Annotated in this window: 26 protein-coding genes and 6 pseudogenes; 15 read left to right on the plus strand and 17 right to left on the minus strand. The window is 68.5% G+C overall.

Translation table 11 applies throughout. The features are described from left to right. Positions 1 to 34: 34 nt before the first annotated feature. The 4 genes and pseudogenes from ACZ7L0_RS18015 to ACZ7L0_RS18030 all read left to right on the plus strand — a co-directional run. A pseudogene (locus ACZ7L0_RS18015) lies at positions 35 to 442 on the plus strand (transposase family protein); the annotation flags it as partial. A gap of 320 nt (positions 443 to 762) precedes the next feature. Then, a pseudogene (locus ACZ7L0_RS18020) lies at positions 763 to 1,492 on the plus strand (IS5 family transposase); the annotation flags it as partial. A gap of 236 nt (positions 1,493 to 1,728) precedes the next feature. Then, positions 1,729 to 2,025: pseudogene (locus ACZ7L0_RS18025) on the plus strand (chromosome condensation regulator); the annotation flags it as partial. Positions 2,026 to 2,121: 96 nt separating this feature from the next. Further along, the gene (locus ACZ7L0_RS18030; protein WP_471243608.1) at positions 2,122 to 2,418 is read left to right on the plus strand and encodes a hypothetical protein; all 297 of its coding nucleotides are present in this window, start codon (positions 2,122 to 2,124) and stop codon (positions 2,416 to 2,418) included. 74 nt (positions 2,419 to 2,492) lie between these two features. Here the strand turns inward: ACZ7L0_RS18030 and ACZ7L0_RS18035 are convergent. The 4 genes and pseudogenes from ACZ7L0_RS18035 to ACZ7L0_RS18050 all read right to left on the minus strand — a co-directional run bounded on the left by ACZ7L0_RS18035 (position 2,493) and on the right by ACZ7L0_RS18050 (position 6,047). Continuing rightward, positions 2,493 to 3,033 (minus strand): annotated as a pseudogene (locus ACZ7L0_RS18035) (GNAT family N-acetyltransferase). A gap of 449 nt (positions 3,034 to 3,482) precedes the next feature. Further along, the gene (locus ACZ7L0_RS18040) at positions 3,483 to 4,730 is read right to left on the minus strand and encodes an MFS transporter (RefSeq protein WP_471243427.1); all 1,248 of its coding nucleotides are present in this window, start codon (positions 4,728 to 4,730) and stop codon (positions 3,483 to 3,485) included. 51 nt (positions 4,731 to 4,781) lie between these two features. After that, positions 4,782 to 5,540: a GntR family transcriptional regulator gene (locus ACZ7L0_RS18045; RefSeq protein WP_471243428.1), complete on the minus strand. Its 759-nt coding sequence runs from the start codon at positions 5,538 to 5,540 to the stop codon at positions 4,782 to 4,784. Positions 5,541 to 5,762: 222 nt separating this feature from the next. Beyond that, the gene (locus ACZ7L0_RS18050; protein ID WP_471243429.1) at positions 5,763 to 6,047 is read right to left on the minus strand and encodes a DUF6191 domain-containing protein; all 285 of its coding nucleotides are present in this window, start codon (positions 6,045 to 6,047) and stop codon (positions 5,763 to 5,765) included. 128 nt (positions 6,048 to 6,175) lie between these two features. On the opposite strand from ACZ7L0_RS18050, the gene ACZ7L0_RS18055 reads away from it, so the two are divergent. Continuing rightward, positions 6,176 to 6,709 carry a cysteine hydrolase family protein gene (locus ACZ7L0_RS18055; protein WP_471243430.1) on the plus strand — a complete coding sequence of 178 codons (534 nt, stop codon included), beginning with the start codon at positions 6,176 to 6,178 and terminating at the stop codon, positions 6,707 to 6,709. Between the two features lie 322 nt (positions 6,710 to 7,031). Here the strand turns inward: ACZ7L0_RS18055 and ACZ7L0_RS18060 are convergent, their stop codons facing one another. Next, complete coding sequence (locus ACZ7L0_RS18060; protein ID WP_471243431.1) at positions 7,032 to 7,313, minus strand: hypothetical protein; 282 nt, start codon at positions 7,311 to 7,313, stop codon at positions 7,032 to 7,034. 34 nt (positions 7,314 to 7,347) lie between these two features. On the opposite strand from ACZ7L0_RS18060, the pseudogene ACZ7L0_RS18065 reads away from it, so the two are divergent. Then, positions 7,348 to 7,446, plus strand: a pseudogene (locus tag ACZ7L0_RS18065) (SDR family oxidoreductase); the annotation flags it as partial. A gap of 60 nt (positions 7,447 to 7,506) precedes the next feature. On the opposite strand, the gene ACZ7L0_RS18070 reads toward ACZ7L0_RS18065, so the two are convergent. Then, positions 7,507 to 7,893 (minus strand): hypothetical protein, encoded by a 387-nt coding sequence (locus ACZ7L0_RS18070; RefSeq protein WP_471243432.1) that lies wholly within the window; start codon positions 7,891 to 7,893, stop codon positions 7,507 to 7,509. Positions 7,894 to 8,849: 956 nt separating this feature from the next. Here ACZ7L0_RS18070 and ACZ7L0_RS18075 point away from each other — a divergent pair. Next, positions 8,850 to 9,167, plus strand: coding sequence for an enoyl-CoA hydratase-related protein (locus ACZ7L0_RS18075; RefSeq protein ID WP_471243609.1), 318 nt, complete (start codon positions 8,850 to 8,852; stop codon positions 9,165 to 9,167). An 86-nt stretch (positions 9,168 to 9,253) separates the two neighbouring features. On the opposite strand, the gene ACZ7L0_RS18080 is transcribed toward ACZ7L0_RS18075, so the two are convergent. Further along, entirely contained in the window at positions 9,254 to 9,949 is a 696-nt protein-coding gene (locus ACZ7L0_RS18080; RefSeq protein WP_471243433.1) for an NADPH-dependent F420 reductase, read from the minus strand. Positions 9,950 to 10,023: 74 nt separating this feature from the next. On the opposite strand from ACZ7L0_RS18080, the gene ACZ7L0_RS18085 reads away from it, so the two are divergent. Further along, positions 10,024 to 10,404: a winged helix-turn-helix transcriptional regulator gene (locus tag ACZ7L0_RS18085; RefSeq protein WP_471243434.1), complete on the plus strand. Its 381-nt coding sequence runs from the start codon at positions 10,024 to 10,026 to the stop codon at positions 10,402 to 10,404. Positions 10,405 to 10,409: 5 nt separating this feature from the next. Here ACZ7L0_RS18085 and ACZ7L0_RS18090 read toward each other — a convergent pair. After that, a pseudogene (locus ACZ7L0_RS18090) lies at positions 10,410 to 10,526 on the minus strand (IS5/IS1182 family transposase); the annotation flags it as partial. Positions 10,527 to 10,738: 212 nt separating this feature from the next. Here ACZ7L0_RS18090 and ACZ7L0_RS18095 point away from each other — a divergent pair. After that, positions 10,739 to 11,500, plus strand: a complete 762-nt coding sequence (locus ACZ7L0_RS18095) for a maleylpyruvate isomerase family mycothiol-dependent enzyme (protein ID WP_471243435.1) — start codon at positions 10,739 to 10,741, stop codon at positions 11,498 to 11,500. Positions 11,501 to 11,504: 4 nt separating this feature from the next. Here ACZ7L0_RS18095 and ACZ7L0_RS18100 read toward each other — a convergent pair whose 3' ends face one another. Next, positions 11,505 to 11,630 carry a hypothetical protein gene (locus tag ACZ7L0_RS18100; RefSeq protein ID WP_471243436.1) on the minus strand — a complete coding sequence of 42 codons (126 nt, stop codon included), beginning with the start codon at positions 11,628 to 11,630 and terminating at the stop codon, positions 11,505 to 11,507. A gap of 188 nt (positions 11,631 to 11,818) precedes the next feature. Here ACZ7L0_RS18100 and ACZ7L0_RS18105 point away from each other — a divergent pair, with 188 nt between their 5' ends. After that, positions 11,819 to 12,343: a hypothetical protein gene (locus ACZ7L0_RS18105; RefSeq protein WP_471243437.1), complete on the plus strand. Its 525-nt coding sequence runs from the start codon at positions 11,819 to 11,821 to the stop codon at positions 12,341 to 12,343. A 596-nt stretch (positions 12,344 to 12,939) separates the two neighbouring features. Beyond that, positions 12,940 to 13,656, plus strand: a complete 717-nt coding sequence (locus tag ACZ7L0_RS18110) for a peptidoglycan-binding domain-containing protein (protein WP_471243610.1) — start codon at positions 12,940 to 12,942, stop codon at positions 13,654 to 13,656. Positions 13,657 to 13,754: 98 nt separating this feature from the next. On the opposite strand, the gene ACZ7L0_RS18115 is transcribed toward ACZ7L0_RS18110, so the two are convergent. From ACZ7L0_RS18115 to ACZ7L0_RS18125, 3 genes are all read right to left on the minus strand, one after another. Continuing rightward, positions 13,755 to 15,158 (minus strand): alpha/beta hydrolase, encoded by a 1,404-nt coding sequence (locus ACZ7L0_RS18115; protein WP_471243438.1) that lies wholly within the window; start codon positions 15,156 to 15,158, stop codon positions 13,755 to 13,757. A gap of 428 nt (positions 15,159 to 15,586) precedes the next feature. Then, on the minus strand, positions 15,587 to 16,690 hold the full coding sequence (locus tag ACZ7L0_RS18120; RefSeq protein WP_471243439.1) for a hypothetical protein: 1,104 nt from the start codon (positions 16,688 to 16,690) through the stop codon (positions 15,587 to 15,589). Between the two features lie 284 nt (positions 16,691 to 16,974). Then, positions 16,975 to 18,075 carry an LUD domain-containing protein gene (locus ACZ7L0_RS18125; RefSeq protein ID WP_471243440.1) on the minus strand — a complete coding sequence of 367 codons (1,101 nt, stop codon included), beginning with the start codon at positions 18,073 to 18,075 and terminating at the stop codon, positions 16,975 to 16,977. A gap of 150 nt (positions 18,076 to 18,225) precedes the next feature. Between ACZ7L0_RS18125 and sigJ the strand changes: the two genes are divergently transcribed. Then, the gene (gene sigJ, locus ACZ7L0_RS18130; protein ID WP_471243441.1) at positions 18,226 to 19,161 is read left to right on the plus strand and encodes an RNA polymerase sigma factor SigJ; all 936 of its coding nucleotides are present in this window, start codon (positions 18,226 to 18,228) and stop codon (positions 19,159 to 19,161) included. 284 nt (positions 19,162 to 19,445) lie between these two features. Here the strand turns inward: sigJ and ACZ7L0_RS18135 are convergent, their stop codons facing one another. From ACZ7L0_RS18135 to ACZ7L0_RS18150, 4 genes are all read right to left on the minus strand, one after another. Further along, complete coding sequence (locus ACZ7L0_RS18135; RefSeq protein WP_471243442.1) at positions 19,446 to 19,814, minus strand: DUF3592 domain-containing protein; 369 nt, start codon at positions 19,812 to 19,814, stop codon at positions 19,446 to 19,448. A gap of 700 nt (positions 19,815 to 20,514) precedes the next feature. Continuing rightward, complete coding sequence (locus tag ACZ7L0_RS18140; protein WP_471243443.1) at positions 20,515 to 21,408, minus strand: amidohydrolase family protein; 894 nt, start codon at positions 21,406 to 21,408, stop codon at positions 20,515 to 20,517. A gap of 338 nt (positions 21,409 to 21,746) precedes the next feature. Beyond that, entirely contained in the window at positions 21,747 to 22,193 is a 447-nt protein-coding gene (locus tag ACZ7L0_RS18145; RefSeq protein WP_471243611.1) for an anthrone oxygenase family protein, read from the minus strand. Between the two features lie 55 nt (positions 22,194 to 22,248). Further along, on the minus strand, positions 22,249 to 22,818 hold the full coding sequence (locus ACZ7L0_RS18150; RefSeq protein WP_471243444.1) for a dihydrofolate reductase family protein: 570 nt from the start codon (positions 22,816 to 22,818) through the stop codon (positions 22,249 to 22,251). Positions 22,819 to 22,962: 144 nt separating this feature from the next. Between ACZ7L0_RS18150 and ACZ7L0_RS18155 the strand changes: the two genes are divergently transcribed. Both ACZ7L0_RS18155 and ACZ7L0_RS18160 read left to right on the plus strand, forming a co-directional pair. After that, the gene (locus ACZ7L0_RS18155) at positions 22,963 to 23,544 is read left to right on the plus strand and encodes a TetR/AcrR family transcriptional regulator (protein WP_471243445.1); all 582 of its coding nucleotides are present in this window, start codon (positions 22,963 to 22,965) and stop codon (positions 23,542 to 23,544) included. A 182-nt stretch (positions 23,545 to 23,726) separates the two neighbouring features. Continuing rightward, positions 23,727 to 24,707: an alpha/beta fold hydrolase gene (locus ACZ7L0_RS18160; protein ID WP_471243446.1), complete on the plus strand. Its 981-nt coding sequence runs from the start codon at positions 23,727 to 23,729 to the stop codon at positions 24,705 to 24,707. Between the two features lie 77 nt (positions 24,708 to 24,784). Here the strand turns inward: ACZ7L0_RS18160 and ACZ7L0_RS18165 are convergent, their stop codons facing one another. Then, positions 24,785 to 25,630, minus strand: a complete 846-nt coding sequence (locus tag ACZ7L0_RS18165; RefSeq protein ID WP_471243447.1) for an RNA polymerase sigma factor SigF — start codon at positions 25,628 to 25,630, stop codon at positions 24,785 to 24,787. Between the two features lie 200 nt (positions 25,631 to 25,830). Here ACZ7L0_RS18165 and ACZ7L0_RS18170 point away from each other — a divergent pair, with 200 nt between their 5' ends. Beyond that, the gene (locus ACZ7L0_RS18170) at positions 25,831 to 26,901 is read left to right on the plus strand and encodes a LacI family DNA-binding transcriptional regulator (RefSeq protein ID WP_471243448.1); all 1,071 of its coding nucleotides are present in this window, start codon (positions 25,831 to 25,833) and stop codon (positions 26,899 to 26,901) included. Positions 26,902 to 26,929 lie beyond the last annotated feature (28 nt).

Raw genomic sequence — 26,929 nt, forward strand, 5'->3', positions numbered from 1 at the left:
CGCCGCTGGACATGTTCATGCAGAGGTTCGTTCCATCGAGCGAGAGTCGTATCCGAGCGACTTGGCGGATGAGCAATGGGCGTTGATCGAGCCGATGATCACGGCGTGGAAGCGGGAGCGGGTCGCACGGTCGGCGACCGGCGATCCCGGGGGTTGCGATCTCCACTTCACGCTGTGGCGCGAGGACGGGCTCGACCAGCAGATCCAGGAACTGCTGCGCTGCCAGGTGCGGGAGAGGGCCCGCCGATTAGAGGACCCGTCCCTCGTGGTTATCGACACGCAGTCCGTGCGCGCGACCGCGGGGGTCCCGAAGGCCACGACGGGGCTGGACGCGAACAAGAGGACTCCGGGCCGCCGCAAGCGGGGACTGGCCGTCGACGTCCTGGAGCGGATCATCGGCGTCGTCGTGCAGGCCGCCTCGGCCCACGACAACGCCGCCGGACATCCACCGCGAACATGGCCCGCCGCCTCACCACGCCCGCACCAGCCTGGCGCGATGACTTCGTGGCAGCCGCGTGAACGTCATCGAACTCCTGGCAGATCTCCAGATCCGGCAGGACGCGGCCGCCACCCCGGCTGGCGAACTGCGCGAGCAGATAGAGCACTTGAACGCTGCTCTGGCCGAGGCCGAATGCGCGTCTGGCGGAACTTGTCACGACCCGGAAGGTCATCGCGGAACTCGCCCCGACCGGGACCGAAACCGAACCGCCTGAGTTGACCACCCCCTACCAGGTCATCCTGAACGCCTTCGGCCCGGAGGGGGTGGTTGCGACCGAGACTCGTGGTGGGCGCAAGCCGTGGGAGGTTGACGATGGGCCGTGGGAGCGTATCGAGCCGCTGTTGCTGGTGATTGAGCGGCGCTTCCGGTACCCGGGGCGTCGTAGGCTCGAAGACCGGCGGGTTCTGTGCGGCATCCTGTTCGTGCTCTACACCGGCATCCCCTGGCGCTACCTCCCGCAGGAACTCGGCTTCGGCTCCGCGATGACCTGATCCGTCCCGGGCGTCGGTCGACTCGAGCCATCTGCGTGCGATGAAAGGTGGTGCGGCCACCGGCCCGTCCCCGGTGGACCGGGGCAAGACCGGCAGCAAGCACCACCTGATCGCCGAGGCCCACGGCATCCCGCTGGCCACCACGCTGACCGGCGGAAACCGCAACGACGTGACCCAGCTGATCCCACTGATCCGAGCCGTCCCGCCGATCCGAGGCAAAGGCGGCCAACCGCTGCGCCGCCCGAAGCACCTCTACGCCGACCCCGGCTACGACCACGAGAGCAACCGCGACCAGGTCCGACGGTTCGAAATCACCCCGCACATCGCCCGACGCGGCACCGAACACGGCTCCGGACTCGGCCTACACCGCTGGGTCGTGGAAGGCGCCATCGCACTACTGCACTGGTTGCGCCGCCCACGCGTCCGCTGGGAGATCCGCGACGACATCCACCAGGCCTTCATCACACTCGGTTGTGCCGTCATCTGCTGGCGACGGCTGAGGCCCCCGCTCGGATTCCAGTCCAAAGTAACGTGGAATCCCAAGTGGCGAACCAGCACCCAGCACAAGGAGGCGGAATGCTCGCTAACTCGTCGGCGCTGGCGGCCGGAAGGCGTCATTCGGTCGGACGGCGCTTGGATGGAACCGTTCTCGCCGTGGGCAATACCGCAGCCGCTGAATGTCGTGTCGAGCGGTGGGAAGACGTCGTCGCGGTAGCAGCTGGCAACGTCCATACCGCGATGAACACGGGCAGGTCTCATACGGTGGGACTCCGGTCGGACGGCACGGTGCTGGCAACGGGGTGGAATGGCGATGGGCAATGTGATGTCGCCGGATGGCGAGGCGTCACGGCCGTGGCGGCGGGCTGGCGCCGCACGCTCGGGCTACTCGCGAATGGCCGCGTGCTAGCAGTTGGCCGGAGTTCAGAGGGACAGTGCGACGTGCAGTCCTGGCGAGAGATGGTCGTCCTCTCGTGTGGTGATTGGCACTCGGTCGGCGTCCGGTCGGACGGTTCTGCACTGGCCGCGGGGAACAACCGACGACGGCAGTGTGCCGTTGAAGGGTGGCGTGACCTATCCGCCATCGCGGCCGGATGTCTCCATACCGTCGGCCTCAGAGCCGACGGGCGGGTAGTGGCGACCGGAGACCCGGCAACCGGGGCGTGCGAGGTCGATGAGTGGGAAGACGTGGTGGCGCTCGGTGCGGGCAGCTACCACACCGTCGGGGCTACTGAGTCCGGACGGGTCCTGGCAGCGGGAGACAACAGCTACGGACAGTGCGAAGTCGGCGATTGGCGCGACATCGTCGCCGTGGCGGCCGGTTCGACGCACACCCTTGGCCTGCGTACCAACGGCACAGTGGTGAGCGCAGGAAACAATGCCGACGGACAGTGCGAAGTCGATGCCTGGTCCGGAGTCCAGCTTCCATAGGCCTCCGGGCCGTCCACCGCGCACTGACGTCCCGTCATTCCCGACCCGCAGACGCCTCATTCTGATTCCAGTCCTCAACGCCGCTCTTCGCGGGCTGGAACCGGCACGGCCGCCGGCCGCCACTCTCGCCTGATCAACCCGAACACCCACGAGTCGGATACCTCGCCGTTCACGATGCAGTCCTCCCGCAACGTCCCTTCACGCATGAATCCGATCTTCTCCAGGACCCGGGCAGATGCCACGTTGCGCGTATCGGTCTCGGCCTGAACTCGATTCAGGTCCAGTGTGTCGAATGCCCACTGCAGCAAGGCGTGCGCGGCCTCCGTCGCACGCGCTGCGGTAGTCCGGGTTCCATCCGGTCAGACCGCACCAGCCGACGAAGGCCCCGTCAGAAGCGCGGTCGATGGCCACCCGGGCCCCGGTGCCTTCCTCCGCCATCTTCCGGCACATGTCGATGAAGCGTTCGGCGCGGGCCCGTTCGTTCCACGGCGGGGAGTCCCAGTAGCGCATCACGTAGGTGCTGCTGTGCAGGGCGAAGAGCAGGTCCGCGTCGGCGTCGGTGAAGGGGCGCAGTCGCAGGCGAGCCGTGTGCAGTATGGGGGTGGCCAAAGTCATGCGCACCATCTTGTGTCCTCATGAGGCGGGCAGAACACCGAATATCCGATCCCGGTCCAATCCTCACGACCAAGGCTCCGTCTACCAGCAGATCGTGCACGACTTGACGACCTCTAACGGCACACCTGAACCAACGATCAGGTGATCCGAACGAAAACGCCCTAGGTCCGTCGTTCTGACGAATAGCCAGCTCAGGCCTCGCCACCGACCCGCTCACCGGTTGGGACGACCGCATCGGCCGGAGCCCGGCGAGTCTCCACGACCAACGGCACATGCAGGAGATCGCTGACGTTCGCCGCCAACTCATGAACAAGCGGCAAGAGCGACACAAACTCCAGAACCAGGTCGATGCAGCCGCTGCGGTCGTTCCGCCTTGCTCGCGGAGAGCGCAGCCCTGTGCGTGCAGGCCACCAAACGAGCAGCCGCCGTCATCCCTCTCGACCGCGCCCTCAGCGCGCAAACTCGGGGGCCTTCTCCCTGGGCAACGTGCGCATTGTTCGCAGCGGTGACAAGAAGTTGGGGAGGACGCTCAGGGTCATACCGGCTGCACCGATCCACAAGGTGCCTGCTGCACCGAACACAGAGCCCGAGGCTCCACCCAGCAGCCCACCGAGAGGAATGCCACCCCAGGAAATGAATCGGGCTGTTGCGCTCATCCGGCCCAGAATCCGATCCGGTGTCAGGGCCTGTTGGATGCTTGATTGAGCCACAACGCGGACCACTCCGCCGAGCGAAAGAGCCACGAGTCCGATCGCGGCCACATAAACGCTCCAACCCGGTCGCGTCAACGGCATGAAGGCAGTCAGCGGACAGGTGATCAGTGACGCGAGCCAGATGACCGGGCCTTGCCCAAGCCGTTTAGCGACCGTGGTTGCCAACAGGGCGCCCAGCAAGGCACCGCACCCCATCCCCGACAGAATGAGGCCAATGCCGAAGGACTGGAGACCTATCTCCCGCTCTAGAAAGACCAGCAACATGGTTTGATACATGACCAGGAAGAGGTTGAATATCGCGTCCCCCAGGATGATTGCACGTAGGGCGGGGTCCCTCAGGACGAACTTCAGCCCCTCCTTGATCTCTCGATCCAATCGAGGGTGTTCACTTGGCTGCGGCTTCTGTTCGCGTTTCCGGATAGTGATCGCGAGCAGCCCGGACACAGCCATCCCGGCTGAACTCACCAAGAGCGTTGCAGGGGCTCCGAACAGACCGACCAGCGGCCCTGCCACCGTCGGCCCGCCGACACTGGTCACCGAGCGTATCGCCGACAGTTTTGAGTTTCCTTCCAGGAGATTGGCGCGTCCCACCAAGTGCGGGAGATAGCTGACGTACGCGACATCGAAGAAAACAGTCAACACTCCATGAACCAAGGCAACCGCGTAGAGCCACCAGAGAGTGAGAAGGTCGGCCCACCACGCCACGGGTATCGTCAGGAGGACCAGCGCACGACCGAGATCAGTGCTGATCATCACCGATCGCTTCCGCCACGCGCCGGCAGGCAGCCCGACCAGGAGCGAGCCTGCCGTAGTCATCGCGGCCAGCAATCCGACCTGGAATTCGTCGGCCTGCAACGCCGCGATAGCGACCAGAGGCAAGGCCAGGAAGATGACGCGGTCACCCAATTGACCGAGCGCGGTGGCGGCAAACAATCGCCCGAAGTCCCGATCGCGTAAGAGGCCGAGCCGGGAGGATTTTGGCATTCGAATACCCTACTGTCGAATTGTGTGAGGTTTCATCAACGACTTCAACGACTACGGACGGTCGACGCCGAACTCGTAGACCACTTCCCGGCGCACGTCCGGAATGACCATGTCGGCCGTTTCGACCGGACGTCCGTCCGTGTCATAGATGGTCCGCTCGATCTGAAGTACGAGGTCCCCCACGCTGATCCCCAGGAGGTTCGCCTGGGCCTGGGTGGCACGAGCCGGGCGCGGCACCTCGACCACAGTCGAGATGGCCACACCGATGGAGCGCATGCGCTCGACCACCCCTTTTCCCGCCAAGGGGCCCGTCTCGGGCAGCACAATCGGCGTTCCACCCGTGATAGCCATCGGCTCCCAGGATTCGGAGAGCTGGACGGGTTGCCCGTCGGCGAGGAACTCGTAGTGCGTATTGACGCAGAGGTCTCCGGGACTGATGGCGAGCCGCTCGGCGATTCCCTCGGGGGCGGGGAGGCGCACCTGGCTGTGTGAATCCCAGGCGTTGGCCCTGCCCCGCTCTCTCCTGTCGGGCCAGAGGGAAAGACCCTCCCGACGTTCGCGGTGCCGCGAGCGGACCAGCCGTAGGCGTTCGCGCGGCATGCGGACGTAGGTGCCCGAGCCGGCGCGTCCTTCGAGGAGACCGTCGATGATCAAACGGTCCATGGCCCTCTGCATGACGTTTCTTCCGACCCCGTACTCCTCGGCGAGCCGCGCCCGGGACGGCAGGCGCTCCCCGATCTCCCATTCGCCCGCGAGAATCCGTGCGCGCAAGACGTCGGCTACTGCGAGGTACGGCGCCTCTCGGGGCATGGGCGATCCTCCGGTTGTACTGCGCTACCGCAGCTGGTGTTCCCAGGGGGTGTTGGCAAGCTACTGCACCAGGTGAAAGCTGCTGGAGTAGAAATACGCTCAGCGCTCATGGGCCGACGGAGGAGGTATGCGGCATCGTGCCGGGGGTCGCCCGCCGCGGCACTCGGCGTCGAGTCGGGCCGGCACCTTCGCTGGATGATCGCTTCGCGGGAGAAGTCCTCGTTAGGGTGCGTCGTGCCTGCTCGTGGGGCTTCGCATGGGGCGGATGACCGCCTTGCCGGAGTCGAGGTCGACAGAGCTGGGCGGTGCACCGGATTCGGCGTCGTCTCGGAGGATGAGTTGGCGTTCCCGCTCCTGTTGGACGTGCCGCTGTGATGGATGGAAGAGCTCACCCCACGCCTCGACGGTTGATGCTCCGCCGCCGCCATGCCTGCGCCGACGCCAGCCGACCCACGCAAAAAGGACCAGCCACAGGGCGATGACGGCACTGCCAATCGTCAGCAGCAAAGGATTCTCGCCTCCCGGGCGCCGATGTTTCCTGCTGACAGTCTGCTGACCAACACAGCTCGTCCGGCCACACGATGCCCCTTGGTAATGTGCGGTGGACGCTGATCATCCGTCCTGGGGGGAACAGAATGACTCGCGCACGTACGGCACTTGTCCTCATTGATCTGCAACGGTGGATCGTCGACATGCCGTGGCAGCCGGTCGGCGGCGATGTCGTGACCGAAGCCTGCGGAAGGCTGCGCGAGCACTTCGTGAACACCGGCTCCTCGACCGTGGTGCTCGTCCGGTACGTACGAGCCGACGGCACCGACGGCGGGATCGGCGCCGCCCCCAACCAGTTGGTCCCCGGTCTTGAACCGCGTACCGGCGAACACCTGGTGACCAAGCACGGCCTCGACGCCTTCGAGGGCACCGACCTCCACGACCGCCTGCGCCGCGAAGGCGTCACCCAGGTCGTGGTCGCCGGACTGTCCACCGCACACGGCGTCGCGGCCACCGCAACGACCGCGGTGCGCCTGGGCTACGAAGTGGTCGTCGTCTCCGACGCCACCGCCAGCGTGGACGAGGCGCAGCACCGCGAGGCGCTCGACCGGCTCACCGCGCTCGGCGCGCGCACCGCCCTGGTCTCGGACCTCGTGGCCGCAAGCGTCAGCGGGAACTGACCTCGCGGCGGCTACCGGGGCCACCGAGGGCCGGAAGCTTCGACCAAGACGGCACTCTTTGGAGAGGCTGCCGAGCGGGTATCGCAGTGAAACCCGCTCGACCTCCTCAACCCGGTGACGAGAACATGGACAGATGCCGTCGACCGAATCAGCAGCCCGCGAGCTTCAGGACCTTGCCGTTCTCTGGAGCATCGGCGAGATCCGTGCGGCAGACGTCGTTGCTGGTGCCTGTGATGCACTCGTGGCAGGCCTCGACAGTCCTGCCCTGCGGATGTTGGCCGCGTGCACACGCGCGGAGGCGGATTACGACGTCCCCGAGCTCCTACCCCCGGCACTCGATGAACTGGGCCTCACCTTCTACCCGGCCGGCAGCGTCGCCGGACGGCAAGCCGTCGTACGAGCACTTGCCGCCCGGATGCTGGCCGGCGAGCTGACCCCACGGGAGCTGGCCTTCCGGATCCACCAGCGCTTCGGCCACGATCTGCCCCTGGCCGAGCGACTCGCCGAACTGGACGACGAGTACGACATCCTCGAATACAGCGACAGGACAATGGCACAGCTCGACGCTGACGTCACGGCCGAAGCCCTTCGGCTCGCTCAGCATTCTCGTGTCACACCCGAACCCATGGATTCGTCGGCCCGGCAGCTCGGTCTACGCGGCGACCAAGACCGCGCTGGAGCTGCTGACCCGCGGCTGGGCGGTCGAGCCGGCACCTCGCGGAATCCGCGTGGTCGCAGGCCGGCGGGCGCCGAAGATCTGTGACCTCGTAGGAGATCCAAGGCCGGGCCCTCGATGACTACGGGCAGTCGTAGCGGTATGTGAAGGGACGCCCTGGGCAAGTGTGGCATTCGAAAAGGTACACACCGCCCAGGTCACCCAGCACCAGACCCGGCCCCTTGTCGGGTGTGGGGCCCTCTTCGACCGGGGTCCAGGCGTGCCGGGACACGGCATCGGCTTCGGTGCTCGCCACTGTCAGCAGGTGTTCCATGCGATTCCCGCATCCAGTGCAGTTCGGCCATTGCGGGTCCTGACACCAGCCGGGGTATCCGACCATCTTTGTGCCGGGCGCGGTGGAGAGGTGGCTCTGGTAGTCCCAGCCCGTCTCCTCGTCCAGCTCCAGGAAGCGGAACTCCAACTCGTCCCACATGTCGTCATGCAGGTCCCAGTAGGGGTACTCCGTCACCAGCTCCGGATGTACTCGGCAAGGACGCGGGACGTAGTTCTCCCGCCTCTCAGCTGGGCTTGGCGGCGCCTCCAGCACCTTCCGGACCGCGCCGGCGTTCCGCCATTGGACGTGAGGAACGACCCAGCGGTAGCCGCTGTGCTTCCGTGGACACCACAGGACTTGGAGCAGATCGCGCCCGTCGGGAAACGGGACGATGTCAGGAACGCTACTGCGGTAGATCTGCACGACCGGCACCATCGGCGACCCTTCGTGCTCGGGACACAGCGGCCAGGCCTCCTCGGCCGGCCACAGCAGCGGGCCTCCGACCGAGCTGTCTCGGCACGTCGGCACACCCGCTCGCGGGTGAAGCCTCACGGTCTCCTTCCGGAGGGGCGCCACCTCGGGAAACAACTGTTCAACATCCACTGGACGCGGCGGTGTATGTCGGGTCACGTCGCCAGGCTACGAGAGAACGGCGCGCCCGAACCGGCCGGTCCCGCGCGTTCCGCGGAGGAGGCTGCTCACCCCTCACCAAGGCCATGAGCTCGCGTGGGTGGGTGATCGAGGAGAGACTGGAAGGGGTATCTGCGCCAGGTCGTGCCGTGGTCCCTGACCGTGGAGAGCGGCTGGGCTGGACTGAGAGCGCCGTCGTTCCTGCCGCGGTTCGAGGAGCACCGGCGTGAGCGCGGGGAGGAAGAAGCATGACTGCCTCGTACGAAACCATCAGCACCAGGTTGGAAGGCAACGTCCTGTCCGCCACCTTCGACGGCCCCGCCGATCAACCTCATCGGTCCCGAGGTCGTGCGCGATCTGGTCGGACTGCTTGGGGAACTCTCCCACCCGGCCTCTGCCCGGGTGGTGGTCTTCGACAGCGCGGATCCCGACTTCTTCTTCCGCACGTCGACCTGACCAAAGTGCCCGAGTACACCGCTGAAGCCGCGAAGGCCGGAAGCCCGGGCGATGCCTCCTTGGGGATGCTGTTCCGCAAGCTGAGCCAGATCCCGGCCGTCACTGTCGCCAAGCTGCGCGGCCGAGCACGGGGGGCGGGCAGCGAGTTCCTCCTCGCCTGCGACATGTGCTTTGCCTCTCGGGAGTACGCCGTCCTGGGCCAGCCCGAAGTCGGCATCGGCGCCCCAGCCCGGCGCCGGAGCGATCCAGCATCTCACCCGTCTGCTGGGCCGGGGCCGAGCGCTCGAAGCCGTACGGACGTCGGCCGACGCGCGGCAGGGCACCGGATCCGGCCTGCCGACCGACGTGTTGCGTGCCTGTCGCCGCCAGCCCGGGGCGGCTGACGTCTAGGTCGTGTTCGCCCGGGACCAGGTCGACTTGGTGCGCAACGGTTCGGCGGACATCGCGCTGACCTGCGACCACAGCGGTCTTAGAACCCCTGACGGAATACCCCCGTGCTGCCCTCCGTTTCCTGGTGGCTCGGTCCGGCCGCGTATGCCAGCGGAGGCGCGATTGCCTGGGCGTCCGCTCCCTCGCCGACCCACAGGGCGATGAACAGCGCGGCAGTAGCTTCCAGGAGTACCGCACGTTCGAGACCGCCGCCGGCCACGGGTTCACAACCCACGTCCCGCACCAACTCACGCACGTGTGCGAGGGCCCTCTCGTCGTCCCCGCAGACCGGAACAGCCAGCGGTCGCCCGTCGAAGACGGGCGACCGCATGCGCCACACGTCCTCGTGGCAGAGGTTGAAAGCCTTGACCACGTGGGCTCCCGGTGCCGCCGCGGCAAGTTGCTGCGCGGCTGAGGGGCCTCCTTCCGTCAGCAGCCGAAAGCCCTGTCCGACTGGGTTGGAGCAGTCGAGCAGCACCTTGCCCTCCAAGGCCGCGTGCAGGTCCCGCGCCACGTCTACTCCCGCCCCGAAGGGCAGCGCGGCCAACACCACCTCCTGAGCGGACTCGGCCGCCGCGCGCAGGCTGGCATGCTTCGCGCTGCCTCCGATGCGCGTCGCGAGCCGCTCCGCCTTGTGTGGGTCCCGCCCCCCGATGATCACCTCGTGCCCCGCCCGCACCCAGTGGGTGGCGAGAGCGTCGGCCATGTTGCCCGTGCCCAGTACACCGATTCTCATCACGCGGTCCCTCTCCGTACCTGCTTCGACCGTTCACACCCACGCTAGACAGCCGTCCGGGCACCATTTGGTACGTGACGACCGACGCCTTCCTCGCCGACTGCCGCGCCCGACTCGCCTTCGACCTGCTCTCCAACACCTGGAATGCCGTGGTGCTCTGGGCGCTGCGCGACGGCCCCAGGCGCCCGATCGAACTGCGGGAGCGGATCGGGGGCATCAGCTCCAAGGTCCTCACCGAGACTCTGCGCCGGCTGCAGTTCAACGGGCTGGTCGACCGGCAGGCACACCCCGACGCACCATCACGGGTCGAGTACCGACTCACCGCCCTGGGCCGGACCTTGCTGGCGCCCATCGACGCCGTCGGCGCATGGGCCTTCGAGCACGGCGATGAGGTTATGGCAGCCCAGGAAGCGGCCTGCACTTCCGCCCCGCAGCCCCCTCCTGCTACTTGCTAGACCGATCAACAGCGTGAACGCAAACGTCGCCAGCAGATGAGCGCACAGCCCAGAGTGAGGAAAGCTTCGTGGATGTCGTCACGGATCTCCCAGCGGATCCGCAGGCGGCGGAACCAGTGCAGGTTGACGAACGCAGCAACGGCTCGATCCGCCCCCACAGGTCATCCGTCACCATCCACGGAGGACCGTTCCCCTTCCCCATGACTCGTTCAACGAGCCAGCCAGGAAGGGGATATGGCTACGACCAGGCTTTCCATTAGGTGCTCTGACTCCCGCAGCTGACGGCCTGGAAAATAGGGTGCGGTCGACTGAGCTGGGGTGATAGGTAAGCGATGTGACAGAGAGTCTTGAGTTTTCCGCCCTGCTGCAACTGATCGACGAGCGGTCGGCCGCGTTCCGGAGTGCGGTTGCCGCCGCGCCCAGCCTTGACGCGCCGGTGCCGTCCTGCCCCGAGTGGACGTTGTTCGATCTGGTGCAGCACCTGGGTACGGGCCAGCGCTGGTGGGCCGCGATCGTCGCCGCGGGCCCGGCCGAGGCTCCGCCGGCCAAGGATGCCGCGGAGGCGCCGCGCGAGCTCGAGGCGCTGCTGGCCTGGTACGCCGAGTCGAACGAGCTGCTGCTGAGTGCGCTGCGCGAGGCGGGCCCGGAGCACAAGTGCTGGACGTGGTGGGGCGCCGGCGTGTCGCCGGCGAATGCCTGGGGCGTTGCCCGGCGCCGGGTGCACGAGGTGCTGGTGCACACCTACGACGCCCAGCTCGCCGCAGGCGCCGTGCAGCCGATGCCGGCGGACATCGCGATCGACGGCGTGGCCGAGTTTCTCGACACCTGCAACTCCACCCCGGCGGCCTGGCCGCACGAGGCCGCCACCATCCACTACCACGCCACCGAGGGCCGCTCCTGGCTCCTCGCGTTGGACGGCACCGGCGCCTGGCCCGCACCCCTCACGGACGACGCCGCGCCCCCCTCCGCTTCGGCCACGGGCACGGCCGAGCAGCTGCTTCTCTTCGTCTGGGGCCGCCTCACGCTGAGCGACCTGCAGATCGAGGGTGACCAGCAGGTGTTCGAGCAGCTGATCGCCTGGGAGCCCGAGGAGTAGCCAGTCAATACCGCCAGCGGACGGCCTTGATGACGTCCGCCTCGGTGAACATCGCGAACAGCGCCGCGTCCGCGCGGCGGACGGCCAGTACGGCCTCGTACAGCTCGGGCCCGAGCGCCTCCCGCAGCACTGCCGACCCAGCCAGGAGGGGGATATGGCTCGTCCGCCGCGCCGTCCGCCCTGGCAATGCCGCCCCGTTCGGCGGCACCGTGCATCGGCCCCGGTGTCCGGCACCGCCGTTGGTCAGTGCCCGAGCGCCCGGCCTATCGTGTACGGCTGCGGTCCACGCCGGGACGGCCCGACAGGAGGGGATGTGGAGTGCCGGACGCGTACGACTTCATGCTGAACGCTGAGCTGGGCAAAGCGTTCGACGTGTGGTCCGGCTATCTGAACGCCCGCACCGGCGAGGACCCTCAGGTCCGTGCCCGACTCCGCGCCATGCTGGAGTCGGCCCGTGCGGCGGTGGACGAGGGGGATCTCGCGGCTGCGCGCGCCTTGGTGGCGGACATGTACGACGAGGCCCGAGAAGCCGGTCTTTCCTGTGCTCCCGCACGCCCCCACCCCTGCGAGGCCGACCGGCAGGCGCGTGACTACGCCAAGGACGAACTGCGGCACGTGTTTCCTGTGGACCTGCGCGAGGAGCTCGAGAGCGTAGCGATCTATCTGCGGGTTACGGGCCGCCGCCTCCAGACCGCTCCCGGGCTCGATGCCGCTACCCGCGAGGACATCCTCTACATCACCGCCCGCGCGGGGATGGCCCTCGACCTCGCTCACCCGGCAGCAGCGCGTCGCGAACTCCAACGCCTCGAGGCAATTGCGCGACGCTGCGACGTGGAGCCCTGAGCATCGAGGACCCTGACGAGTTCCTCGTCTGACGTGGTGCATCCCCCCTCGCGCCCAACACGCTTGCGGGGGCAGGCGCAGTGAAGGCTCGCAAGCGGCTCCGTGACGCGGTGAATGAGGCGTGGGTTACATACCGGCCGCGGGGTGATGAGAAAGCCGCGCGGCCTACGTATTGCCTCCGAGAGAAGAAAAGTGGCCCGTCAGAAACAGGACACGCTGAGGAGGATGCGGTGGGATGCAACGACGCCGACCCTGAACGGACTCCCGCCTCAGACCCTGACATCGCGCAAGAGGTCAGGGATTCCTTCCAAGCCGTGCTGGACGCCTTGGACGCCGCACGCGCAGAGCTCCGCCTCGACGAGCAGCAGGAACTCGTCGAGGGCCCGCCTCAGCCCCGGAGCCGACACGGATCCGGCCGGACACTGCCCGTCAGACATGTGTCGTCAGGTACGCAACCAGAGCGTCCGGGGCCTCCCAGGCCAACTGCCGCCGAATCGCTGCGGACTGACGGCCGACGCCAGGCCGACACCCCGCAGGCTGACGTGGCGGAGCCGACGGGGTTGCCCAGGGGACTGGAGGTCGTCCCGCCTCCGCCGATGGGAAGGCCGCCGACGGCCCCTGGACCGGTCCCGGAGGCCGTCACACCACCAGCGGCCTTCTCAACTCCGGCGCCTCAACAGGTAAGCGCGCAAAGCAGGAGCCCCCAGCCGGACACCTCATGGTCGGACATCCCCCAGCATCCGACCGTCCCGTTCGACCAGCCCGCCACCGCGTCCTCAAAGGGGTCTGCGTCATCCGTCCGCGCGCACGGGAGGAAGGCCAGTGGTAACCGGCGGCGATTCACCAGCCGCAGGGACCTGCGCGTCGCCGCAGTCTTCGGGCTGGGCGCAGCGAGCGGATTGGCCCTCGCCTCTTGGCTGCTGATCTACCACAACGGCGAGCCGACGGCCTCCTCTCCGTCTTCCGGGCACAGGGAAAGCCCCCTGCCGGCGAGTTCCGCGCCGGAGGACCCCTCTCCCCCGGCTCCTGGGCAGACCAACCGGCCGCAGCCCGGAACACCGGATCCGCCGCTCCCGGAAATCCCGGGCACGGGCCTCCTGCGCCAAGGGGACACCGGCCATGGAGTCTACGAGTTGCAGGTACGTCTCCTGCAGATCCCGCACATCTACGACGGCGGGGCGATCGACGGCCGCTACAGCGCGGAGGTCCGAGCGGCCGTGACTCTGTTTCAGGATCGGTACGGTGTCCGCGGCGACGAGAGCGGGGTCTACGGCGACAACACGCGGTTCGCCCTCATGCTGCGGACCAAATAGCAGGCTGAGAAGGTCGGGGTCCGCTCATGACCGGCGTCCTGATCCTCATCTTGTGCGAACCGGCGCTCCACTGTCACGACCATGAGCGGGTCCCAACATCAGTGCTGAGTGGGGCGCGCCGGGCGGTCGCGGCCGACCGTCAGCTGTGCCGGGCGGTACGGGACGTACGCCGCTCCGTCCAGACCGAGAGCGGTGGCGGACCGCTGGAGCGCGGCCGAGGTAGCGACGTCGTCCCAACGGCCGGTGCTGACGCGGTGTTCGAGCGCGTGCAGGGCGGCCACGGTCTCGGCGGTGGTGAACGTGCAGTGACCCTGCCGCTGGACGTACGCCTGCCGCAGCAGAGCACCGTCGCCGGAGGCGCGCACGCGGGCGGCGAAGCGGTTCTCCTGTTCCACCGGAACGAGGCTGTCGGCTGTGGTGTGAATGTCGAGCAAGGGTACGTCGAGTCCCTGGCCGGCGGAGGATGTCTGCTGTGCGGTGCGGACGGCGGCGGGATCGGCGGTGATCGTGGCTCCCTCGGTCAGCGCGTACAGGTCGGCGCGCAGGTCGAGGCCGGCTGCCTGGTAGAGGGCGTGGACCTGGGGTGCGTGTTCGGAACCGGCGAGCAGACGGGCGTAGTCGACGCCCCGGTTCCAGGAGTTGTTGCCGCCGACGGACTGCTCCACGGCGTACCGGCCGCCCTCGACGAACGACAGGATGCCCTGCGCGAACCAGTCGTACTGCTGCTCCTCCTGGCCCGCCCAGTCGGTCGGGGCGGGGCGGTCCTTTCCGGGCGCCCAGGCGGGCAGGTTGAGGAACGCGGCGGCCAGCGCGATCCGGGCGCGGCCCTGCGGGGTGCCTTGGGCGGCGGTGACCGCCTTGGTGAGCAGGTCGGCGGTGGCGGAGGCTTCGGCGGAGCTGCCGAACCGCACGAGTTTGACGTCCTGTCCGGGCAGCAGCAGGTGGGCGATGGTGTACTCGGCGTCCAGCTGGTAGTTGTCCAGGTCCGTGCCGCCCGCGACCAGTCCGCACTGACCGAGCGCTCCGTCGATGCGCCCGCCGCCGTCCCGGGCAAGCTGCGCGTTGACCAGCCCGCCCATCGAATTGCCTATGGCCAGCGTGTGCCGCGGGGTGCCGATCTGCGCGGTGACGGCGTCGAGAGTGGCGAACTGGTCGCGTTCGGCGCTGTTCAGGGCCCACATCGAGCCATGGGGGTCGTACGACGACCCGGCCATCGCATAGCCCTCGGCGAGCAACTCGGTGCGTACGGCGTCGGTGGGGGCGTCCCTGGCGACGGTGGGGCCGAAGCCGTGGCTGAACAGCAGCAGGGTGCCGTTCCAGTGGTCCGGGACATCCGCGACCCAGGTCGCGCCGTCGGAGAGGGTGCCGGTGAGGTGGGTGGGGGCCGCCGTGTCCGCCTGGGCGGCCGGCACGGAGAGAGTGGCGAGGGCTACGGACGCCAGCGTGGCCAGGGCGATGCGCAGACGGGTGCGGGGGGTACGGGGATGGGTGCTGACAGGCATGGGGGCGGCTCCTTGAGGGCGGCGACGTGGGGGTCGGAGCAGATACTCAGTGCACTGAACGAAGGCGTCCCGGAATGTAGGGCATTTTCGTGGCGACCGTCAAGAGAGTGCACAACGTTGGTCGCTTGGAGGCGTGACACGCGCGGCAATCCGCCCCGGCCGAAGTCCCGGTGGCGGCCGATCAGTTCGCGCAGAAACCTGGTGCCGTCAATCAGCGCCTCGCTGGAGGCCGCCCGGCCCCGGCCTGAGCTCGCCACGGTGAACGGCCATGGCCGTTCACGGGGAATCCCCTACAGGGGAGAATTCCCTCGCCCTCACAGCGCGCCCGTCCGCTGCCCTGCTGGCAGCCATGTCTCCGCGATCTCCTTTTCGAGGAGGACCATCACCATGTCCGATTCCGGCCGCCCCAGCGTTGCCGGGAAACACCGCTACAGGGTCCAGAGGTGAAGGGCGTTCTCGGTGTCGGAGACGGTGTACCAGGTGCCGTCGCCGAGGGCCTTGGGCAGACCGGTCACCTCGAAGGGGTAGGTGAGCTGGTCGGTCAGCCGCATGCGGACCGTGCCGACGAGCCAGTGCCGGCCCGTGCCGAACTCCTCGTCGCTCTCGACTGTCCCGACGATGACGGTGTCCTCGTTGAGGAAGCCTCCCTCGTAGTCGAAGAACGCCTGAGTCCCGTCGTCTTCGTAGGTCTCGTCGTCTTCGTAGGTCTCGTCGTCCTCGGGTTCGACCGCGGGATGCCGGGGAACCGCGGACGCGCTCAGCTCCGCTTCCAGCGAGCCGTCGGTGACCCGATGAACGGCAAGAGTGTCCTGGTCGTGGGTCACGGTGAGCAGGCGGTCACCGGTGGGGCTCACCGCCAGCAGGACACGGTCCTCGTCGTCGAAGCGATCGACGGCAAGGGCGTGGCCGTCCCAGCGTCCCCATCGCAGCGGGGAGCCCTCTTGTCCTTCGCCGATGCTCAGACCCATCTGGCCGGGGTCCGGGTGTGGAACGTGGACGGAACCCGCGGCCGCCGTCCGTGTCCGGGCCCGGGCGAGCACCGTACCGTCCACGGCGTTGATGACCAGCCACTCCTCCGCTCCGCGGCCGCGGTCGGGCTCCTCGTGCGCCAAGGGGCCGTGGATGTGGGCCCACACGAGCGCCCCGTCCGCGGAGAAGGCTGCCGAGCCGCTGCTCGCGTACCGATGGTCCCGGTCGTCGCCGTACTCGGTGAAGGCCGCGTGCCCCACGCAGCCCGCCCAGCAGCGGTGCCGCAGCTCCCACCGCACGCTCCCCGCCCGGTCGACGGCGCGCAGCGCGTGCGCTCCCGCGAAGACAGCCAGATCACCGGCGGGAGACACCGCGTATTCCCCGAACCGGCGCGGCCAGGGTGCCGGAAAGCGGACGGTCGAGGGCGCGGCCGACGGCTTGAGTTCCTGCACGATCAGCTCCGTGTCCCCTCGCTGTACGAGCAGCCGCGTTGCGGGCCGCCGCTCCAGGTACGGGGCATCGTCGGCTCCCGAGAAGGCCAGAGGGGCGGCGATCGTGGTCACGAGTCGAGCAAGCTGCGGCACGTAGGACTCCGAAGGGCGGGGGACTCTTGCCGGGACCCTACGGCAAGCTGCTGACAGTGCCGATTCGATGAGTGCCCATGGCGTACCTGGGCCGGGGTGCCCCGGAAGCCGGTCCAGGACGAGCAGCAATCACCCGCCTCAAGCGGCACAGGGCCGTGGCGACCCGGTACGACAAGCTCGCAGTCAGCTACGAAGCCACCGTCCGGATCGCCGCCATGCATGACTGGCTCTGAGCCCGTGAGTCTAAGGGACCCTGGGCCGGGTCAGTATCCGATGGCCTCCCGGAGAAGCAGCACGGTGCCGCGTCCTGGGTGGGGTTCCGCGTTGAGGATGAGCAGGCGGTTGACGGCGCTGGGCATCCCGTACACCGCCTGGGCGCGGGCGTTCTCCAGCGGGAGGGCGTGCTCCTCGACGCGGCGCAGCGCTGTGCTCAGGTCAGGCACCACCTTCTGCGCGCCGACGATCCAGACCGCGTGGGCGGCGCCGCCCGCGTTGGCAGGGAGTTGGCTGCCGCTGCCCGAGGCAAGAACGAGCGAGCCGGTCTCGGTGACCGCGGCGACGCTGTTGACGACGAAATCGGGGCCGGCGAGCAGCTTTCGGATCTCGTCGGCGCCGGTGGCACGGTCGATGGTCTGGACGCGCGGCCTGATGGCGTCGTATCGGCCGCTGGCGTTGATGTCCTCGTCGATGCCGGACAGTCGGAGGGTCTCACTGGCTCCGGTGAGCACGCTGGCGCCCTCGGGGACCAGGTCCTTGATGCGGACGCGCGCTTCTGCGGCGTCGTCGAGGATCTCGGCGGCGAAGCCGCCCGCACGCAGCGCGGCGGCTGCCCGCTCCAGTCTTTCGGGCGATGCCGGGTCGGCGAAGGACGCGGCCGGAGCCGGGGTGTCCGTGGCGTCTGCCGCGCTGGTTCCGGAGCGCCGCGCCGCGTGGGGCGCCGTGCCCGCCAGCGGGGAGGTGTCGAGGTACCTGACCTCGTACACCCGCTCGGCGAACTTCCAGCCCTCCACGGTGCGCTGGTAGCGGTCGTGGTAGACGGCGTAGTTCAGACCCTGGCGTCCGTCCAGGGTGCGCGCGAGTTCTTGGATGTAGGCGCGGCCGGTCGCGGTGTCGCCGTCGAGCAGGATCGTGCCGGGGTGTGTGGTCTGTACGAAGAAGTCCCACTGGCTCTGCAGCCACTCGCCCCCGGCACGGATCTCCTCGCGGCCGACCTGCTCGGCGGGGATGTTGGGCATGCGCAGGGCACCGTCCGGTGTGAACAGCGACGCCAGGCGGGGCCGGTCGCGCATCATCGCCGCGTCGGTGAACTCGCCCCGCAGTGCCTCGATCTCGACGCGGTCCGCGATGGCCTGGAAGTCGTTCATCGGAGTCCCCTGTTTCTCTTGTTGTCATCCTCACCGGTACGACAACGCAGCCCTTCGGAATGTGAGGCGGCGCGTCGGCCTCACATTCCGGTGCGCTGTCTTGTCGTAACGGGTAGAGGCACAAACGCGAGCGAGGGAGACGGCCACACCATGACCACCAGAGCCGAGACCGGCGACGATCAGAGCGATCCGGGCCTCAGCGCGATCAGGAGCGAGCGGCGCCAGCTGATCAACCTCGGCTACCGACTCCTCGGGTCCCTTGCCGACGCCGAGGACGTCGTGCAGGAGACCTACGCCCGCTGGTACGCCATGTCCGCACAGGAGCAGCAGGCCATCGAGTCGCCCGCCGCCTGGCTGATGACGGTCGCCAGCCGCATCTGCCTCAACCTGCTCGGCTCGGCGCGGGCCAGGCGGGAGACATACGTGGGCGACTGGATCCCGGAACCGCTGCCCGAGCCCACGGAGTGGGTCACCGGGCGCTCCGGCGTCGGCGGGATCGACCCGGCCGATCGGGTCACCCTCGACGAGTCAGTGACGATGGCCTTCCTGGTCGTTCTCGATTCGATGACCCCGGCCGAGCGCGTCGCGTTCGTCCTGCACGACGTCTTCCGCTACCCCTTCGGCGAGGTCGCCGAGATCGTCGGCCGCACTCCGGCGGCGTGCCGCCAACTGGCCTCGTCCGCACGCCGTCGCATCCGCACTGCGCAGACCCCGGCGGGCCCGGCTGCCGGGCAGGCCGGCATCGTCAGGCAGTTCAAAACGGCGTGGGAGGCCAAGGACATCGACGCCCTGATCAGCCTGCTCGACCCCGACGCCACCGCGACCGCCGACGGCGGCGGGCTGGCCGTCACCCACCTGAACCCGATCGTGGGCGGTGAGCAGATCGCACATGCCTACGCCGAGATCGCCCGTGTCGCGGGCGAACGCACGTTCCTGGAGTGCACGGTCAACGGCCTGCCCGGCTTGGTAGCGCAGCAGGACGGCCACATCGCGACCGTGTTCGCGTTCGAGATCGCGGGCGACCGGATCAGGCGTATCTGGGCGGTGCGAAACCCCGAGAAGCTGCGTTCCTGGCGGATCAGCTGAGACGCGATCCGACACACCGCAACGATCGGATGCGCCCAGCACCAGCCCGCACCGACGACGGCACACGGCTGCGCTCGCGCTTCCTCGTCGGCTGCGACGGCGGCCGCCGTGGGGTGAGCAAGCTGCTCGGCGCGGGCTGCTGCTCGTCACGTGGCGTGGGTCGGTGAAGACCAGCAGGGTCTGCTCGGTCAGCTGCCCAGGTGGTTCGGCGCTGCCGTCAGCTGAGCGCGCAGTCGCGGCCCGAAGGGACGGGGCCTTGATCGAGACGCTGGGGTGCGCACGGCCTAGGTACGTCCCCGCGTCACAAACGCAACGACCGTCCCGATCCCCGCGATCACCAGCCCGATCCCACCGAAGACCAGCGGCAGCAACCACAGCTCGGCGAACCCGTTGATCCGCGCGTCCTCGGGGGAATCCGCACGGTAGAGGACCTCGACCCGCTCACCCTCCTCGTACGCCGGTGGATTGGACCCCATAGAGCCCCGGAACGTCCTCGGTGTGCCGTCCACCGACGTGAACTCGACGATCGGGTACGCCACGGGCTCGTCGTTCACCCGCTTCTTGCGAGATGCGCCGTCGTGGTCGTCCCGCCACACGAGGGACAGCACCGTGCCCTGGGCACGCTCCGCGTCCGCCAGGAACGAGACCGACATCCCCGCAAGGATCAGCCCGATGACCAAGAACAGCCCCCCGAACGCGATCGCCCCGAACGTGATCCACCGGCGAGCACCCTGCCCACGCACCTTAAGCTGCACTACATCCCTCTCACTTGTCCCGAGTGAGAGGGACGCTATCCCAGACAGCCCGGTCGCCGTGCTCCCGCCCCGGGCGGTTGGACACCGGGCCGCCGTTCAGGAATCGTCCACCCCGGCACCGGAATGGCCGACTACGACGCTCAGGAGGGCAGGGTGGACGCGAGACGTTCGTCGGGAGTACGGCCATTCGATGAGACGACCTGGTGGTGGATTCCGCTCGGCGCCCTTGTCATGCTGGCCTTGAGCTGGGGGATCGCCGGGCTCATCGAGGGCGGTTGCGAACGGGGCCCGAGAGGCGGCTGCATTGCGTCGAACGGCTACAAGTGGCATGGCTGGATCGTTTTTCTCGCGGTGCTGCCCTCGTACGTGGTGGTGATCACCGGGCTGGCCACTGACCGCTGGCCGCCTACGCTTGGCGTCGTCGTAGGCGGTACCGCTGGTGGGACGTATGCACTCACGCAAGGACAGACGATGCCGAGCACGGTCACTGGGGGCGTCATGTTCGCCCTCGCCGTCGCGTCCCCTGTGTTGACATGGCATCGCCGCCGACGTGGAGCTCACTCCCGCACCTAGGTATCCGTGCGCCCGCCCCGGCCTCTCACAGTCCGAACAGCTCGGCCGCGTTGTCGTGGCACACCGCCCGCAGCCACTCCTCTCCGAGGCCCAGCCGCTCCAGGGCGTGGAGCTGATGCACGTACGGGTAGGGGATGTTGGGGAAGTCGGTGCCGAGCAGGATGCGGTCGGCGAGCCCGGCCAGCCGGGGCAGGGCCCGGCGGGGGAACGGCATGAACCCCTCGGAGAAGTCGGTGAACGCCATCGTGGTGTCCAGCCGCACCTCCCCGTACCGCTCGGCGAGGCCGAGGAACTCCTCGTACTCGGGCATCCCCATATGCGCGACGACCAGCCTCAGCCGGGGATGCAGCGCCAGCACCTGTGCGATCGGCTCGGGGCCGGTGTGCTTGCCGGGCGCGGGACCGGAGCCGCAGTGGATCACCACGGGGATCTGGGCCTCGGCCAGCAACCCCCATGCGGGCTGGAGGAGTTCGTCGGCCGGGTCGTACGCCCCCACCTGCACATGCGCCTTGAAGACGCGTGCGCCCGCCTCGACGGCCTCCCGGACGTATGCCTCGACGCCCGGCTCGGGGTGCAGGGTGGCGGTGTGCAGACAGTCGGGGGTGCGGCGGGCGAAGTCGGCCGCCCAGCCGTTCAGCCACCGGGCCATGCCAGGCTTGTGCGGGTACAGCATCGCGGTGAAGGCCCGTACGCCGAACTCCCGGAGCAGAGCCGCTCGTTCGGCCTCCTCATGCCGGTAGGTGATCGGCCACTCGAGCCCACCGGTCAGCGGTCCGAGCGCGTCGAAGTAGTCCCAGACTTTGCGCAGGACGCGCTCGGGCATGAAGTGCGTGTGGACGTCGACCAGCCCGGGAAGACCGAGCCGACCCCAGAACCGGCGCACCTCACCGGCCTCCTCACCCAGAGGGACCTCACTCATGGCCCCCCGCAAACCCGTGGCTGCGCTCGACCTTGGTGACCTGCGTACAGGTACGGTGATCGTTCATGTCGCCCACGATCGGCTGTGGTGAGGTGGCGGGTCCACTCCTTTGCGCAAGGTATCGGTGAGGGATCCATCACCTGGGCCTCCGGCTGTGAGAAGTTCCGGTACGGCGAATAGGTCGGGCGGCGGCGGGCGTGCGGGCGCAGGAGCCTCCAGTGCCGCATCGCCCTGCGTACGTGGGAGCGTCCGTCCTTGTCCTCAGCCGTGATCCCCCGGGCTGTCTGTGACTCCGTGGCACGGCGGGTCCGTTGTCGTACCGCTCCCGGATCCGAGCCTCAGCGGGTGGAGCGGCCGTGCAGGACCAGCGCCCAGGCCAGGCAGCCGAAGGCACTGGTGGAGGCCACGGCGCGGACGATGTTCCAGCCGACCCAGGTGGATTCGAAGCGCTCGCGGACGGTGGCGAGGTCGCCGATACGGTCCGGCCGGCCGGCGTCGGCCAACTCGTCGTTGAGCGGGACGTTGACCGCCGCGGTGATGACGAACATCGCCAGGTACAGCACCAGCGCGGCGATGACGAACGCGAAGACCCCGCGATCGCCGCCGGTCCACTGCGCGGCGGCGGCGAGTCCCAGCGCGACGAGCGCTCCCAGGAAGCAGGTCATGAACCAGCCGTTGAGGATCGCCTTGTTGATCTGCTGCATCGCGGTGACGAACGTGTGGTCGTCGCCGCGGTGCAGGCCGGGCATGACGGCGTAGGAGAAGGCGGCGAACAGACCGGCCATCAGGCCTGTGGCCACTGTGGCCGCCAGCAGGGACGGGGTGGCGAGTACTCTCACGTCATTTCCTCGTGTAGGTGACGATGCTGACGCCGGAGTCGAAGTCGCGGCGCGCGGTCGGCAGAAAGCCGGTGGGGGCGAACGGGCCGTCGAACAGCGGGATGCCGCTGCCGACGACGACCGGATTGTGCTTGATGATCAGTTCGTCGATCTCCTCGCGGAGCGCGGCGGCCAGCTTGCCGCCGCCGGCGAGCCAGATGCCCATGCCGTCCCGCTTCTTCAGGTCGCGCACCAGTGCGGCCGGATCGTCGGCGACGATCTCCACCTCCGGGTCGGCGGAGTCCAGGGTGCGGGAGACGACGTACTGCTTCAGGTGGGCGTATGGGCTGGTGATGCCTGCCTTCAGGGCCGGCTCGTAGGTGCCGCGACCCATGATCACGGTGTCGAAGTGCCGGTGCGGGGTGGCGGTCAGGCCCAGCGGCCCGCGGACGTGCACCGGCATGGTCTCGGGATACTCGGCGAGGATCGCTTCCCGGACCTCCCCCTCGAAGGGGAGGAAGTCGTAACTACCGTCCGGGCCGGCGATGTAGCCGTCGATGCTGGCAGCGACGTAGTAGGTGAGTTTGCGCATTCGGTCCCTCTTCCCTGCGACGACGCGGTGGGGCGGCACCTGTCCGGCCCCTCGATTCCACGTCATTTGATGTACTGTACTTGAAGTGGTTTGAACGTAGTACTGCATCCGCAGTGGTGTCAACGAGATTCTCAGGAGCTGTCGATGCGTCAGAACCCGGCCCGCCGCACCGTCTTGCTCGATGCCGCCATCGAGGTCCTCGCCCGCGAGGGCTCCAGGGGCCTGACACTGCGCGCCGTCGACAAGGAGGCGGCCGTGCCCACCGGGACGGCGTCCAACTACTTCACCAACCGTGCCGACATGCTGGCCCAGGTCATGGGACGCACCCGCGAGCGTCTGACCCCCGATCCGGCCGAGCTGGCCGACACGATGACCGCCGAGCCGTCGCACGAGCTGGTCAGGACCCTGCTGCTGATGCTCGTCGATCGCACGCGCCGTGAGCGCAGCAGCCACCTGGCCATGCTCGAACTACGCCTGGAGGCCACCCGGCGACCCGAACTCCACACGGAGCTGACGCGGTTTTTCACCGCCGAGCTCGACGCCAACATCGACTTCCACCTGCGTTGCGGCCTGCCCGGCGACCGCACCGGGGTGGTCCTGCTCTATCTGGCCATGCTGGGGTTGATCGTCGACGACCTGACCGTCCCGGAACTCCTCACGCCGCACCGGCTCGACGCCCTCATCGACGCGATGGCAACACGCCTCCTCCCGGCAGAAGCCGCCTGAAAAGGCCGCCCAGCAACCCCTGCCCCCGAGGCCGCGTGACCGCGAGCCGCCGGAGCCTTGCCGAATCGGCAAACGCACTCGTCTCGTCCACAGGGTCTTCCGGATGATCGGCGTTGGGCCGACGGAACGGCGGCAGGGCGTCGTCCTGAGGCTCAGCAGACCAACGGTCCTGGAGGAGACGCATGCCGCAGCAACTCACGGAGATGACACATCGGTTCGTCCCGTCGCCGGGAGGCCGGGTCCACCTCGTGGAGCAGGGAGCCGGGCCGCTGGTGCTGCTCGTACACGGCTTCCCGGAATCCTGGTGTTCCTGGCGCCACCAGCTGCCGGTGCTCGCGGCGGCGGGATACCGCGCTGCCGCCATCGACGTCCGCGGCTACGGCCGCTCCTCCAAGCCGGCCGCGACGGATGCGTACCGGATGATCGACCTGGTGGAGGACAACGTCTCGGTGGTGCACGCCCTGGGCGAGGAGTCGGCGGTGATCGTCGGGCACGACTGGGGCGCGGCCATCGCCGCCAACTCGGCTCTGCTCAGGCCGGAGGTGTTCCGGGCAGTGGGGCTGCTGAGCGTTCCTTACACCCCGCGCGGCGGGCTCCGCCCCAGCGACGTCTTCGCTCAGGTGGGCGGGGACGAGGAGTTCTACGTCTCGTACTTCCAGGAGCCGGGCCGCGCCGAGGCCGAGATCGAACCCGATGTACGCGGCTGGCTCGCGGGTTTCTACGCGGCCCTGTCCGCCGACACCATGCCCGCACCCGGCGCTCCCGACCCGCACTTCGTCAGCAAGGCCGGGACGCTGCGTGACCGGTTCCCCATCGGGCGACTGCCTGCCTGGCTCAGCGAGGACCACCTCGACTTCTACGCTGAGGAGTTCGAACGGACCGGTATGACCGGGGCGCTGAACCGCTACCGGAACATGGACCGCGACTGGGAGGACCTCGCCGCCTTCGACGGTGCTCCCATCACTCAGCCGTCCCTGTTCATCGGCGGCGGCCTGGACGCTTCCACGACATGGCTGGCCGACGCGATCAAGGCGTACCCGGTCACGCTGCCGGGCCTGATCTCCTCCCACCTCCTCGACGGCTGCGGCCACTGGATCCAGCAGGAACGCCCCGACGAGGTCAACCGCCTCCTCACCGAGTGGCTCACCCTCCTGCCCGCCTGACGCCACTCGCGCGACATCGCCCCGGACACAGCTGATGCCCGCCAAAGGCGCGGCGGGCATCAGGGGAGGCAGGGGTGTCAGCGGTGGGTGAGCATGCCCTCGCGCAGCCGGGCGAGTGTGCGCGACAGGAGGCGGGAGACGTGCATCTGTGACACGCCCAGGCGCTCACCGATCTGGGCCTGGGTGAGTTCCTCCACGAACCGCATATGGATGATCTGCCGGTCCCGTTCATCGAGCTCGGCGATCAGCGGCGCCAGAGTGTGGAAGTCCTCCACCAGCTCCAGGGCCGTGTCTTCTGCGCCGATGAAGTCCTGAAGGACACTCTCGCCGTCCTCGCTGCCGCTGATCGCGGCGTCCAGGGAGGAGGAGTTGTAGCCGTTGGCGGCCAGGCGGGCCTCCCGCACCTCTTCCTCGGGCAGGCTCATCAGCTCCGACAGTTCCTTCACCGTCGGGGTGCGGCCCAGACGGCTGCGCAGTTCCTCCGTTGCGCGCGCGAGCTGGACGCGGGCTTCCTGCAACCGGCGCGGGACGTGGACCGCCCAGGTCGTGTCACGGAAGAACCGCTTGATCTCACCCACGATGTAGGGGATGGCGAAGGAGGTGAACTCCGCCTCCCGCGACAGGTCGAACCGGTCGATCGCCTTGATCAAGCCGATCATGCCGACCTGGACGATGTCCTCCATCTCCTCCGGCCCGCGACTGCGGAACCGGCCGGCCGCGTAGCGCACCAGGGACATGTTCATCTCGATCAGCGTGTTGCGGGCGTAGCTGTACTCGGGCGTGCCCTCCTCCAGCACCGCCAGCTGATCAAAGAACAACCGCGACAGTTCACGGGCATCCTTCGGCGCCACCTTGGAGGGATCGGCGACCTCCGGCAGCTCAGCTGTCTGCGTGTCCATCGCCGTCGCGCTCATAAGCGCCATGCTGTTCCCCTCCCGAAGTCGATCCCACCGCTGACTGAAGCGGTCGATGACGCACCGCCTACCCCCTCATCCTGCACCCACGCCTGCCATCTGCGTGAATATGCCGGCGCGGGCGAGCCGGGCCATGGACAGCACATCGAACAGCCCGTCTCCGGTTTCCACCTCTTGACGGTGGTGATGTGACCGGTCACAATCCTCACATGGATGTGACCGGTCACACAGGCGGCAGCCGCCCGGGGCACGGACAGGAACCCCGGAAGGCCGCCAGCATTCGTGACGTCGCTCAGGCGGCGGGCGTCTCCTACCAGACCGTTTCGAGGGTCATCAACGACCACCCGAACGTCCGCGAGGAGACGCGCAAGCGGGTCGAGGAAGCCATCGAAACACTGGGCTTCCGTCGCAACGCCACCGCGTTGGCACTGGCCAGCGGCGTGACCAGGTCCGTCACCGTACTGACGTCGAACACGACCCTCTACGGCTATGCGGCCACCCTGCAGGGCCTGGAGGAAGCGGCTCGTGCCGCGGGCTACGCACTCGGGGTGAAGGTGCTGACGCCCGAGGACGACCTGGGCCGCACGATCTCCTCGGCCGCGGCCGACAGCGGTGGCCTGATGGTCATCGGCTTCGACCGGCTCGGCGCGTCGGCTCTGCGCCGGGTCCCGGCGGACGTGCCGTGTGCCGCGGTCGTCGAAGCGCCCCTACACGGCCGGAGACCTCCCCGCCCGGCCGTGTGGGCCGACGACCGTGAGGCGGCCCGCGCCGCCACCGCGTACCTGCTCCAGCTCGGCCACGAGAGCGTTCACTACGTCGCGATCCCGACGTCGGTGGGCACCCGGCGCTCCGAAGGGCCGCGCGCCCAGGGCTGGCGCACGGCCCTGGAGGAGGCCGGCATCACCCCGCCCGACCCCCACGGCGGCAAGGGCTGGGACGCGCAGGCCGGCTACGACGAGGGACGACAACTCGCCGGCGACCCGGGCGTCACGGCGATCCTGTGCGGCAACGACGACCTGGCGCTGGGCGTGCTGCGCGCCCTGCATCACGCCGGGCGGTCCGTGCCCGAAGACGTCAGCGTCATCGGTTTCGACGACGCCCCGCACGCGGGCTTCCTCACGCCGGCCCTGAGCACGGTCCGCATGGACTTCCAGGGACTGGGCCGCGACGCGTTCGCGCTCCTGCGCGGCCAGTTGGAAAGCGGCTACCAACCTCCCGCGCGCACCTTCGCCGGTACCGACCTCGTCGTCCGCGAAAGTACGGGGGGCACAGCGGTATGACACCGACGGCACGATCGGCCACCGGTCC

Source organism: Streptomyces sp. NPDC039424 (assembly GCF_055639495.1).